This is a genomic window from Kineosporia mesophila, from assembly GCF_021129235.1.
GTDB classification, from domain to species: domain Bacteria; phylum Actinomycetota; class Actinomycetes; order Actinomycetales; family Kineosporiaceae; genus Kineosporia; species Kineosporia mesophila.
In genome coordinates, this window is sequence record NZ_JAJOMA010000006.1 from 280,001 (window position 1) to 293,079 (window position 13,079).

At 66.1% G+C, this 13,079-nt stretch carries 8 protein-coding genes and 1 tRNA gene; 8 read left to right on the top strand and 1 reads right to left on the bottom strand.

All coding sequences use genetic code 11. The features are described from left to right. The first annotated feature begins 368 nt into the window (after positions 1-368). On the top strand, positions 369-1,223 hold the full coding sequence (locus tag LR393_RS11135) for a phosphatase PAP2 family protein (protein ID WP_231483762.1): 855 nt from the start codon (positions 369-371) through the stop codon (positions 1,221-1,223). A 97-nt stretch (positions 1,224-1,320) separates the two neighbouring features. Beyond that, positions 1,321-2,145, top strand: coding sequence for a MerR family transcriptional regulator (locus LR393_RS11140; RefSeq protein WP_231483763.1), 825 nt, complete (start codon positions 1,321-1,323; stop codon positions 2,143-2,145). A 200-nt stretch (positions 2,146-2,345) separates the two neighbouring features. Here LR393_RS11140 and LR393_RS11145 read toward each other — a convergent pair. Further along, positions 2,346-2,419: transfer RNA gene (locus LR393_RS11145), tRNA-Gly, on the bottom strand. A gap of 128 nt (positions 2,420-2,547) precedes the next feature. Between LR393_RS11145 and dcd the strand changes: the two genes are divergently transcribed. The 6 genes from dcd to LR393_RS11175 all read left to right on the top strand — a co-directional run bounded on the left by dcd (position 2,548) and on the right by LR393_RS11175 (position 12,618). Beyond that, entirely contained in the window at positions 2,548-3,123 is a 576-nt protein-coding gene (dcd, locus tag LR393_RS11150) for a dCTP deaminase (RefSeq protein WP_231483764.1), read from the top strand. 64 nt (positions 3,124-3,187) lie between these two features. Continuing rightward, a complete protein-coding gene (locus LR393_RS11155; protein ID WP_231483765.1) occupies positions 3,188-4,198 on the top strand; it encodes a hypothetical protein in 1,011 nt (336 codons plus the stop codon). A gap of 230 nt (positions 4,199-4,428) precedes the next feature. Further along, on the top strand, positions 4,429-6,009 hold the full coding sequence (locus LR393_RS11160; RefSeq protein WP_231483766.1) for a glycosyl hydrolase family 18 protein: 1,581 nt from the start codon (positions 4,429-4,431) through the stop codon (positions 6,007-6,009). An 89-nt stretch (positions 6,010-6,098) separates the two neighbouring features. Then, positions 6,099-7,565, top strand: a complete 1,467-nt coding sequence (locus LR393_RS11165) for a carbohydrate-binding protein (RefSeq protein ID WP_231483767.1) — start codon at positions 6,099-6,101, stop codon at positions 7,563-7,565. 22 nt (positions 7,566-7,587) lie between these two features. Next, the gene (locus LR393_RS11170) at positions 7,588-8,742 is read left to right on the top strand and encodes a beta-1,3-glucanase family protein (protein WP_231483768.1); all 1,155 of its coding nucleotides are present in this window, start codon (positions 7,588-7,590) and stop codon (positions 8,740-8,742) included. Between the two features lie 660 nt (positions 8,743-9,402). Next, a complete protein-coding gene (locus LR393_RS11175) occupies positions 9,403-12,618 on the top strand; it encodes a beta strand repeat-containing protein (protein WP_231483769.1) in 3,216 nt (1,071 codons plus the stop codon). The last annotated feature ends 461 nt before the right edge of the window (positions 12,619-13,079 follow it).

Sequence of the window (13,079 nt, forward strand, 5' to 3'; positions counted from 1 at the left end):
TGACTCTGTCTGATGTGTCTCAGTCTTGCGGGTGGAATGGCGGAATGGTTCGCCCGGGGTGATCGTTAACAAGCGTGGCAATGCTGCGTATTGCGTTGCCCCGGGCGCTTGCCTGGCAATAGGCAATGGCGCACGTCCTGTTTCGCCATGCACCGCTCGGCCTCTACTGCTCTGGTTGTACAACCTCAGGAGGATGCCAAATCGTCTGGGCGGCGATAAACCATTACCTAGGATTTCGGCCCCCGCTGTGGGGGCAGCGGCAACGTCGTCGAGTACAGGAGCATGACAATGCGGGTTCGCGCTCAGGCGAGGTGGGGAAAGGCGTTGGCCGATAACGGCTTACGCCACGCAGACAGCAGGATCGGCTAATGGCTCTGCTGCCTGTCGACTATGTGCCCCCACAGGTCGGTAAGCAGGCGGCGTCGGAGCCCAGAAGCGTTGCGAAACAGGACAGGTCCGAAGATCGGGTGCATCCCCGAGGCGGTGTGATCGGGCAGCTCGTCCTGGTTGTCGGTGCCTGGGTGCTCTATTCGCTGGGGCGTTCGTTCTCCGGCCAGGACATCTCCGCCGCAGTACATCGCGGGCAGACCATACTGCGCCTGGATGACGACCTTGGGTTCAGCTGGGTGCTCGACGTCAATCAATGGGCGCTGCAGCACGGCTTCCTCGCGGTGCCGTTGTCCATGGCCTACGCCAGCCTGCACTACCTGGTGACGCCGCTGGTGCTGGTCTGGTTGTGGCGCAAGCGCCCCTCGGCCTACCAGTCGGCCCTCTGGTCGCTGATCGTGATGTCGGCCATGGGCCTCATCGTCTACATCACCATGCCGGTCGCCCCGCCGCGTCTCCTGCCCGGATTCGCCTGGATGGACATGCTGCGGGTCTGGTCGGACTACGGCTGGTGGGGTGCCGGGGCCAGCGCGCCCAAGGGCATGGAGCACCTGACGAACCAGTACGCCGCGGTGCCGAGCCTGCACGTCGGCTGGGCCGTGTGGTGCGCCTGGGCCTGGCACCGCAGCGGTGGCCGGTTCGCCCGGCGCTTCGGCTGGCTCTACCCCGCCGGGGTGGCCGTCACCGTGGTGCTGACGGGCAACCACTACGTGATCGACGTCGCCACCGGTGTCCTGGTCGCCGGTGTGGCCTGCTGGTTCACACCCCGGCTGATGGCCCGGGCCAGCGCCTACCTGGCCTCCCGGAAGACCGCGATCGAGCTACCGACCTCGTAGCCGAACACCGAAGTGGCCCGTCCCCGTCCGGGACGGGCCACTTCGCGTTGGGCGTTCTTGACTCTCACCCGGTGTCAGGCCGTAGACCAGGAGAGTCATGTTCACCATTGGAGACTTCGCCAGACACGGCCGGGTGACGGTGCGGATGCTGCACCACTACGACCGGCTGGGACTGCTGCGCCCGGCATCTGTGGACCCGGCCACCGGGTACCGGTTCTACGAGGCCGCGCAGCTGTCCCGGCTGAACCGGATCGTGGTGCTGAAAGACCTGGGTTTCACGCTCGAGCAGGTGCTGTCGATCATCGACGGGAAGATCAGCACCGGGGAGCTGCACGGCATGCTGCGACTGCGGCGGGCCGAGCTCCAGGAGCGGTTGCGTCAGGATCAGGACCGGCTCACCCAGGTCGCGGTGCGACTCTCCATCATCGATACGGAGGGCGTCATGCCAACCGAGGATGTTCAGATCAAGTCCGTGCCGGCCGTCCGGCTGGCCCAGCTGTCGGCCCCGGCGGAGAGCTTCGAGCCGACCTCGATCACTCCAGTGATCGGTCCTCTCTACGGGCAGCTGTACGAGAGGCTCGCCCGGGCCGGGATCTCCCCGTCCGGCCCGGGTATCGCCTGGTACGAAGAAGGATCGGGCGGGGAGGGCGTCGTCGTGCACGCCGGCTGCCCGGTGAACACCGAGCCCGACCCGTCCCTCGAGGTCGAGATCATCGACCTGCCGGCGATCGCCCAGGCGGCGACGATCCTGCATCACGGCCCGATGGACGACGTGCTCACCTCGATCCAGCAGCTGGCCCACTGGATCGAGGCCCACGGCTACCGCTCCACCGGGCTGAACCGCGAGCTGTACGTCCACTACGGCATGGGTGAAGCCGCGGAGTGGGTCACGGAACTGCAGGAGCCGGTCGTCAAGGCCTAGCACCTTCGTCGGGGTTCGGTCGGTACCACCGAACCCCGATGCTGAGCCATCCGCTGGAAGAGGCCGAAACGCATACCCGGATCGCATCGGAAATTCTTGCGCTGTAGTAGTTCTGGTTGTTCTCGCAGCCGGGGCTCGGACGGCCTCTGACGACGAAAGGCCCAGGGCGGAGAATGACTCTCTGACCTGGGCCCTCATGCTGGAGCGGGTGACGAGAATCGAACTCGCACTGTCAGCTTGGGAAGCTGATGTTCTACCATTGAACTACACCCGCATGACCCCGTCTTCCGACCGGGCCCGCACACACTATCAAGTCTGGGCGGCCTGTGGTGAATCCGGCTGTGTGGCATCTTGCCGCGGCGTGGCGGCTTGCGGGCCGTAACTCCTTGCTACCTTGTTCCGGTGCTGCTCAGCGACCGCGACATCCGTTCAGAGATCGAGAAGGAACGGATTGGCATCGACCCCTTCGAGGCGTCGATGATCCAGCCGTCGAGCATCGATGTCCGCATCGACCGCTACTTCCGGCTCTTCGACAACCACAAGTATCCGGTGATCGACCCGTCGGAAGAGCAGCCTGAGCTCACGCACCAGGTCGAGGTGCCGCAGGACGAGGCCTTCGTGCTGCATCCGGGCGAGTTCGTGCTGGCGTCGACCTACGAGAAGGTGACGCTGCCGGACGACGTGGCGGCGCGGCTCGAGGGCAAGTCGTCGCTGGGTCGGCTGGGGCTGCTGACGCACTCCACGGCGGGCTTCATCGACCCGGGATTCTCCGGGCACGTGACGCTGGAGCTGTCCAACGTCGCGACACTCCCGATCAAGATCTGGGCCGGGATGAAGATCGGTCAGCTCTGCTTCTTCCGTCTGACCAGCGCAGCCGAGCACGCCTACGGTAGCGGGCACTACGGATCCCGGTACCAGGGACAGCGGGGCCCGACTCCGAGCCGTTCGTACCTCTCGTTCCACCGTACGATGGTCTGAGGATCTTCGACGGGAGGAAGCGTTCGTGGCGGCCCGCAGACGACGTGACCGGGCAGCGGAGCCCGTGGCTGAGGTGGAAGACGGTATTTCCGTCGTCGATCTTGCCGCGCGGCACCTGTTGCTCTGTCCGACCACTGTCGATATCGAGGTGGTCGACACCCTGGTGCGCGACCGTCTCCCGAACAGCGACCTCTACAACACCGGTGAGGTCCAGATCGGGCGGCACAGCCGCATCACCGGCCCCTACGAACTCTCCATGGAAGACGCCGTCGACGCGGGCGTCCCCATGCCCTGGACCATCTGTTACTGCCTCGAGGCCCCGGTCGAGCGGGAAGACCCGCCGATGCCGGGCGTCGACGACCGTGACGGCTTCGCCTACGCGTTCCCCGAGGGTCTGCCCTGGAGGGATGAAGGACGCGCGTTGCAGCTGCTGGTCAGTCTGGCGCGGCGGATCGGTGGTGCGGTCCGGGTGGCCGGCACCCTGCAGCTGATCCAGCCCGATCAGGAGCGTGCGGTCGACTACATCGTCCACTCGCGTACTTGGCTCGAGCCCGACACGCTGCTGGGCATCGTGAACCGGGAGATGCCCGGCGCCGTGCTCGCCGTCGAGGGGGAGGAGTGGCCCGGCCCGCCGGATGCCGCCTACACCGGCGAGATCCTCATCGAAGACATCGGCCGGAGCCCGCTCAGCTCGCAAGACCTGGAGGCGCTGCACGCCCGCGCCGACGCCCGCGACCGCAAGATGCTCGCCGAGGACGACGTGATCGACGGCTTCGCCATCGTCGGTGACTTCGGCTGGGACGGTGTGGTCGAGATCCAGGTGCACCTCACCGACGTCGACGACCCGACCGTGATCGGTCAGCCCTGGGCGAGCGAAGAACTCGTCACCTACGAGGTGCGCTGGCAGCCGCCGAACCCGGAAGACCGGGAAAAGCGTTATCCGCCCGAGGCTTTCCGGGCCGGCCGAGCGCGCGTGGCTCCGGTCATCGCGCGCACCGCCCGAGCCCTGGTCGAGGCGGCCGGTGGCGTGGTCCTGGACGAGGACAACTTCGGGGTCGACCGCTACACGCTCTGAGCCCATCGCCTTTCATCAGCCCCCGGGAGCCCTGCTTCCGGGGGCTGCTCTGTGTGCTCGCGTCGTGGCGGTTCACTTCTCTTCGGTATGGGGCTCTTTGGGGCCACCTAAATGATTCCTAAGGGGCCTCTGAGCAGGCCACACGGCCCGATCCGGCTGATACGTTCACGTATCGGCAGTTAATTCAAGACTCCTCACTAATCATGACTCCCACCCTGAAGGGGACCGCCATGAAGCGTGCTCGAATCGTCGTCGCCGGGCTCGCAGCCTCGGCTGCGGCCGTCGCGATGGTCGCGACACTGACTCCGCTCGGCGCCAGCGCGGCCAACCCTGAGGCCGCGACGGAATGCACCGGAGCCACCTGGGCCAAGAACGCCTCGTACAACGGCGGCGACATCGTCACCTACGAGAACCACACCTGGACCGCGAAATGGTGGTCCTACGCGGATGTTCCCGGTGCCAAGGGCGGGGCCGAGGTCTGGGTCGACGGTGGATCCTGCTCCGGCACTCCCACCGACGACGCCACCGCGACACCGACCGCCAGCAGCTCACCGACCGATGAGCCCACGGACGAACCTACGGACGAGCCCACCGGCGGCACGACCACCGAGCCCACCGACGGCACCACCACGGAACCGACGGACGGCACCACCACCGAGCCGACCGACGGTTCGACGACGGAGCCGACGACCCCCGCGGGTGGTGCCAAAGTCATCGGCTACTACACCAACTGGAGCACGTACGGCCGTGACTTCCAGGTGAAGGACCTCGACACCAGCGGCGCCGCCGACAAACTCACCCACATCAACTACGCCTTCGGGAACGTCACCGGGGGCAAGTGCGTGGTGGGTGACTCCTACGCCGACTACGAGAAGAAGTTCCCGGCCGAGGAATCGGTCAGCGGTGTGGCCGACACCTACGACCAGGCGGTCGCGGGCAACTTCAACCAGCTGCGCGAGCTGAAGAAGAAGCACCCGCAGCTGAAGATCGTCTGGTCGTTCGGCGGCTGGACCTGGTCCGGTGGGTTCGGCGAGGCCGCGGCCGACCCCGCGGCCTTCGCCCGGTCCTGCCGGGACCTGGTTGAGGACGAGCGCTGGGCCGATGTTTTCGACGGCATCGACATTGACTGGGAGTACCCGAACGCCACCGGTCTGAGCACGGACACCAGTGGCTTCGACAGCTACCGCAAGGTGATGTCGGCACTGCGCAAGGAGTTCAAGAACGACCTGGTCACCTCGGCGATCACGGCCGACGGCACCGACGGCGGCAAGATGGAGGCGGCCGACTACGGTGGCGCGGCGCAGTACGTCGACTGGTTCATGCCGATGACGTACGACTTCTACGGTGCCTTCAACGCGCAGGGCCCGACCGCCCCGCACTCCCCGCTGACCGACTTCGACGGTGCCCCGGAGCCGGGCTTCGATTCCGAGACCGCGATCGCCAAGCTGAAGAGCCTCAAAATTCCCTCGGAAAAGCTACTTCTCGGCATCGGCTTCTACGGTCGCGGCTGGACCGGCGTGACCCAGGAGAAGCCGGGCGGCACCGCCACCGGCGCGGCCCCGGGCACCTACGAGGCCGGCATCGAGGACTACAAGGTGCTCAAGGAGAAGTGCCCGGCCACGGGTACTGTCGCCGGCACGGCGTACGCCAAGTGCGGCAGCGAGTGGTGGAGCTACGACACCCCGGAGACCATCGCCGGAAAGATGGACTACGCCAAGAAGCAGAACCTGGCGGGATCGTTCTTCTGGGACCTGTCCGGCGATACCTCGGACGCCGAGCTGACCCAGGCCGTGGCCAACGGCCTCAGCTGAAAAAGCTTTTCGGTGCCCGGCCGGCCTGAACCGGCCGGGCACCGCTGACCCCCCAGTTCGTGAACCTTCCCTGAACAGGATCACCTCGCATGTCACAGAAACGTCTTTCGCGTACGCGCCGGACGGCGGTCGTCGCCTCCGGAGCGGTCGCAGCGGCCGTGATGGCGGCCGTCGCCGTCGCGGTGCCGGGGCACAGTGCGCCCGCCTCCACGGTGGCCGCCTCGGCCGACGGCTTCAGCACGGTCTGGTCGGACGACTTCGATGGGACCAAAGGCACTTCTCCCTCGTCCGATAATTGGCTTTTCGACATCGGTCACAGCTATCCCGGCGGTGCCGACGGCTGGGGTACCGGTGAGATCGAGGAGATGACCGACTCCACCGCGAACGCCGGCCTCGACGGCAACGGCAATCTGAACATCACTCCGGTCCGCGACGCGTCCGGCCATTGGACCTCGTCCCGCATCGAGACCCAGCGCACGAACTTCGCGGCCCCCGAGGGCGGTGTGGTGCGCTTCGAGAGTCGTATCCAGCTCCCGGATGTGATTGGCGATGAGGCGCAGGGAATCTGGCCCGCCTTCTGGTCGCTGGGCGAAGACTTCCGGGGCACGTACAACAACTGGCCGGGCATCGGCGAGGTCGACGTGATGGAGAACGTCAACGGCCAGAACACCGTCTACGGCACGCTGCACTGCGGCACCGCGCCGGGTGGCGTGTGCAACGAGTCCACCGGCCGGGGCGGCAGCAGGACCGGTTTCAGTACCCGCCTGCAGAGCGGATTCCACACCTACGCGGTGGAACTCGACCGCAGCGGCGAGACCGAGGAGCTGCGCTGGTATGTCGATGGCGAGCAGTACCACACGGTCACCGAGGCCGAGGTCGGTGCGGACGTGTGGGAGAAGGCCACCGATCACGGCTTCTTCCTGATTCTCAACGTAGCTGTCGGCGGCGGCTGGCCGGGCAGCCCGACGACGGCCACCGCGTCGGGCAGGCCGATGACGGTCGACTACGTCAAGGTGCTCCAGAAGGGCGGCGACACGAGCGGCTCGGACGAGGAGACGCAGGCACCCGAGCCCAGCGGAACGGCGACGACCGAACCGGCCGAGAATCCGACCACCGAACCGGTGACGTCCGAGGGTTCCGGTGAGGGCGATCGCGACGCCTTCCACACCATCCAGGCCGAAAGCTTCGACAGTCAGACGGGTATCAAGACCGTGGCGACGCAAGACGGGGGCAAGAAGCTGGGTTCCATCGCGAACGGCGACCTGGCCGTGTACAAGGGCATCGACTTCGGGGACGACACGGCCCACACCTTCGTGGCCAAGGTCGCGTCGGGTGCGGACAACGGCGTGAGCGGCCTGATCCAGGTGCGCCTCGACAGCCCGTCGGCCGAACCGGTCGCCCAGATCTCGGTGGCGAACACCGGCGGCTGGGAGAAGTACAAGGCGGTGCCGGGCGAGCTGGCCAAGACCACCGGCACGCACGACGTGTACCTGACCTTCACATCGGGCAGCACCCAGGAGTTCGTCGACGTGGACGCCTTCACCTTCAGCCGCTGATCGAAAAGCTAGGACGTAAAAGATGCCGAACCTGAGTCGTCGCAATTTGTTTCTGGGTGCCCTCGGCGGTGGCGCGCTGGGTGCGGCCGGCCTGCTGGCCGTGCCGGAACTGGTGCACGCCGCGAACAAGCTCCCGCTGAAGATCGTGAACAGCACGGGCCGGTGGAGCAGCGACAAGATCTGGGTGCACATCGTCGGCACCGAGCTGTCGTCGGGGCGCATGGGCCACGTCAAGGCCCATGGCAATTTCGTGGCTGCCAGCCTGGCCGACAACGGCTCCAACGGCTACGCCACCTACGGAATGCGCCTCAGCTCGCTGAAGAGCATTCCGATGCCGAGGCTTTCAGGCCGGATCTACATCTCGATGGGCCAGCCGCTCAAGTTCAAGGTGGTGGGCAGCGGCAGCAGTGTCGGCATCCAGTACCCGGCGGGATGGGTGAAGACCGACCCCTCTTACCAGATCCTGCACGATTTCATGGAATTCACCTACGACGGTGGATTTCACACCAACACCACGGCCGTCGACATGTTCGGCCTGCCGATGTACATCACGCTCACCGGCGCCCGGAAGCAGACCACCGGCCGGTTCGCAGCGGGATCCCGGGCCAAGGTCTTCGCCGAGATCCGCAAGCAGCCGGGCTTCAAGAAGCTGGCCATCGGGAACCTGCGCGTGATCGCCCCCAGTCACGGCCTGGACCGCGGGATCTTCTCGAACTCCTACCTCGACCCGTACATCGACGCCCGGTGGGAACAGTACGCGTCGACGACGCTCACCGTGGTCGCGAACAATCAGACCTATCTGGGCCAGGTCGAGGGCTCGAAGCTGGTGTTCCGTCAGGGTGGCGCGATCAAGGCGAGTTTCGCCAAGCCCAGCACCCGTGACGTGCTGTTCTGCGACGGGGCGCTGAACGCGCCGAACGACGGGGTCGGCGGACCGATCGCCGCGGTGGTCGCGGCCGGTTTGAATCGCGGTGTGCTGCACCGGACGAAGCAGCCGATCAAGAACGATGACCTGTACTACCGTCCCGCGCGCACGAACCACTATGCCCGGATCCTCCACGAGCACACCGTTAACGGCAAGGCGTACGGCTTCGCCTTCGACGACGTCTGCGAGCAGGCCTCGTTCGTGACTGACCCGGCCCCGAAGAGCGTGACGCTGGCGCTCCAGGCCTTCTGACGACCTGAGGTCCCAACAATGGGGGACGCCCGCCGGAGCACCGGCGGCGTCTCCCTCGGTTGCGTTCGGAGACTGTAACTCGTTCGGCCTCCTCCATTCTGGCGATCTTGTCTAGATCTAGGCCTACTTGAGCCGTCATCTTTTCGGCTCGATCCGGTGTCCTTGATCTGATTGAGGGACGAGGTGGGCGGCCGTTCGAGTGAGCCCGCCGACAGGGTTTTGGGTCTCCACTCGGCCTGTTTCTGCTGTCGCTCAAGATCGATCTGTGTGATCACGACCGGTTTGGGTGGCCCACGTCGGTCTTTCTCGATCGGAACTGTGCAGGTGAGAAGGGCGTGAGCCTTCTGAAGGTCCGCCGACGCGCCATTCGTCATTACTGAACGTTAATAGACCGATTCTCTGGTGTTCTTCGTGATGCGTCCGACGTCTGCTGATGCGGGCGACACGTCGAGACAAGCCCTAAGTCATGACGCGAAGTAGTCCTTCCCCTACAGTCTGTCGCGGGTCGCAGTCGTCGATCCGTGTCTGATCTCAGTGACAGCCCGAACCCGCCGGGCCCTCCGCGAAGCGAAGATCCGCGGTTGGTACGGGGTCTCACGGTCACGGGTCAAAGAGCGATCACCACCGCAGGGTGGGGTCGCAGAGGAAGGAACTCGCTTGATGAACCTCCAGAGCAAGAAAGCACGGCTGCCGATTGCCGCGCTGGGCGTGACCGCCCTCTGCACCGGTGGGGTCGGCATTTTCGCCTCGCCGGCGTTCGCTGCGACGGAAATCGCTCTGAACAGTGGCGCGACGTCGATCGCGGTCGGGAACTTCGGTACCGGGACGACAGCGACCGCCAACGCTGCTTACGCCTTGAAGATTCAGGACACCTCCGTCAGCAACACGGTGCTGTCTGTGGAATCAAAGCCGACCGGCGGGCATCTGGCCATCGACAAGGCCGCCACCAACGCGGCGGCCGCTTCGGGTGGCTTCAGCACGGTCGGGACGACCAACACCAGTGAAGTCCAGAGCCTGTACTTCAGTACGGTGCCGGCCTCCGGGTACTACAAGGTGACGGTCGGTAGCACCACCACCGCGAACATCACGACATATACGGCGTCCGCCCTGGCCTCCGCCCTGAACACGGCTTTCGCTTCAGGCACGGATATCACCGTCACAGGTTCGGGAACTTCGGGTTCTCCTTTCGTCGTGACCTTCGGTGGAGCCCTGTCCGGCACCAACGAGCCCCAGATGACGGTGGACACGACGACCGGCACGCTGGAGGACTCCGGCAGCACCGCCGTCACGGCGACGGTCGGCACCACCACGAACGGCTCGTCCTCGGGCAGCGGAACCACCGCCACCACCGGGACTATCGCCAACACGGATTACCTCTACGTGACCGGCGATGTCCCGGGTGCCTACAAGTTCCGGATCTTCCAGGACACCAACGGAAACTCGGTCTACGACTCGCCCGACGAGCGCAGCACCGCCCTGGTCACCCTGAATGTCTACGACACGAGCGCTGCAACCGCCGACACCAGCGACGACGTCGATGCGGTGGTCACCGCGACGTCGCCTTCCTCTGCCGGCGATGCCATCTCCTCCGAGATCACCTACAGCAAGAGCCTTTCGCTGGCAGACGCGCGGGGTAGCGGGGTCGCGACCGGCCTGGCCGGTCGGCTGGGCGCGTTGACCTGGATCGACGTCAACTCCACGGCGGCCGGCGTCTCGACGGCGACCAACCAGCAGCCGGTCTACTCCACGTCGACCAACAAGCTGACCTACGCCGTCGGTACCCCCACCGGTGCCGGAAACATCGTGCTGAAGACGGATCTGGCGGCCACCTCGGGTGCTGCCAGCTACACCGGCGCCGCCCCGAAGACGATCACCGTGACGTCCAACAACGTGGCCACCATCACGTCGGGTGTGACGGTTGCCGACGGTTCGGTCAAGCGGACCGCCAACAACGTGGCGGTCAAGGCGGGCACCGGTGCGGTGGAGTACACCGCCACCGCGCTGGACAGCTCGGGGACGCCGGTGCCGGTGGCCAACGCCAAGGTCACCTTCACGCTCACCGCGAGCGCGGCCAACATCGCCAAGCTCTCGGCGGACGGCACGGCCGGGGCCACCACCACGACCACGAAGTCCTACACGGCCACCACCGATGCCAAGGGTGTGGCCAAGCTCAAGGTGACGTCGACCGACACCACGTCGGCGGTCTCCTACACGGTCGACACCACCTCGAACGGGCACAGCGGTACGCAGTTGAGCACGGCCTACGCGACTGCCACTCCGGCCCGGATCGTGACGACCAGCACGACCAGCGACCTGACGCCCACGGTCGGCACCACCAGTGTCGTGCTCAAGGGAACGGTGCAGGACCAGTTCGGCGGGGCGTTCTCGCCTTCGTCGGGCGACCCGCAGCAGGTGACGGTTCAGATTCCGGACGGCACGCAGGTCGGGTTCGCCCCGCTCGGTAGTGCGGGAACGTTCTCGTACACCTACACGCCGCCGACCTCGCCGGCTCCGGCCGTGGGTGACACCACGACCTTCGACTTCGTGTACGGCACGGTGCCGGACGTGGATTCGGAGGGTGGCACCATCCGCTGGGCCAGCGCCGCGGCGGCTTCGAAGATCACGCTGACGGCCCCGCTGGACGGCGCCAAGGACGTGGTGATTCAGGACAACACCACGCCGGTTCCGGCGCAGGTGGCGGCCTTCGGTAACACGACCGGTGCGATCGCGGGCACCGTCTACGGTGCGGACAACGCTGTTCTGGCCTACAAGAGTGTCAAGCTGGGGGGCGGCAACGGGGTTCTCTTCTCGACGTCCGCCACCCCGGATGCCGACCACCCGCTGGTCGCCACGATCGACGCGGTCACGGACGCATCGGGTGTGCTGGGGGGTGTCTACGTGTACTTCACCAAGGCCGGTGACCACGAGATCACCGCCACCTCGGGCACCATCACGGCGAAGTCCACGGTGTCGGTGGCGGCTCAGGCGGCCACCCAGGGGTACAACGTGACCGTTGACGACATCAACGGCACACCGGGCTCGACCCTGATCGTCACCGGTAAGGTCACCGACCTCTTCGGCAATGCGGTTCCGGGTGCTGTTGTCTCGCTGAGCACGGGCACCTCGACCGTGGGGGCGCTGGGATCCTCGACGCTGACCACCAATGCCGCGGGTGTCTTCAGCACCACCTTCGTCACCGGATCCAACTCCAGTGGCAAGGTGGACCTGACGGCGGAGATCATCAACAACCCGGCCGGGACGCCGACCGCCAATGCCGCGTACAAGGCGGCCGGCCTGGTCATCGCCGACGGCAAGGACACGGCTGCGGGCGTCATCAATGTCGCCAAGGCCGAGCTCACCCTCAGCTCCAGCGCCCGGGTGACGGCCACTGCCACCGGTGGTGTCGCCAAGCTGTCCGGTACCTCTGCGCCGAACACCACGGTCGACATCTATGGTCGGGCTTCCGGTTCCCTGTCCTACACGCTCATGGACTCGGCCACGACCGACGACAAGGGCGAGTGGGGTATCTCGATCCGGGTCATGAAGTCGACCTTCTTCCTGGCCAAGGCCAACGGCCTGAGCAGTGGGGCGACGCAGACCCAGGTCTGGTCGTCGGTCAGCGTCAGTGCCAAGGCGCTCGGCAAGGGCAAGGTCAAGCTCACCGCCAACGGTGACCCGAACGCGAAGGCCACGCTGTCCTTCTACCGATCGATCGCCGGTGCTGACCCGCTGCTCAAGCAGATCGTCTCCAACAGCACGGGTACGGGCAGCGTCACGGTGAGCCTGCCGAAGGGCTCGCGGTCCGTGTACGTCACCTACAAGGCAGCCGGCACCGGTCTCGGCACCAGCAAGACCCTGAAGGTCAACGTCAAGTGACTCATGAGGGCCGGGCCCTCATGAAGATCTGAATCGGCAATGGGCCGGCATCCCCGAAAGGGGGTGTCGGCCCATTTGTTTTGGCGGTCTGACGGCAGCTGGCCGGATGGCTCCCGCTCAGGTCAGTCATCGGTGAACCGGGGCGACCGAAGGCATCGGTCGCGCTGGGTGGCCGGCTGGCCCGATCGGGTAGGTCTCTGCCCGGTCTCAAGATCCCCGCTGCTCGACCTCGGGATGAGCGCAGGTCCGGGCCTTCATCCGCCCGGCCCAGCCGCAGCGGGGCAATCATCCCGGCTCGGATGGTCTTGTACCGGGTGAGAGCGGCTCGGGACCCACCGTCCGCCACCGTCTTCCGCCGGAGCCCAGGTGTCTTCACCCACCCGGCAGATATGACCGCTACCCAACCTCGGTAACTCTCAAGTAACGGGCCGTGACCACATCGCCCGTACGCAGTCGTCCCT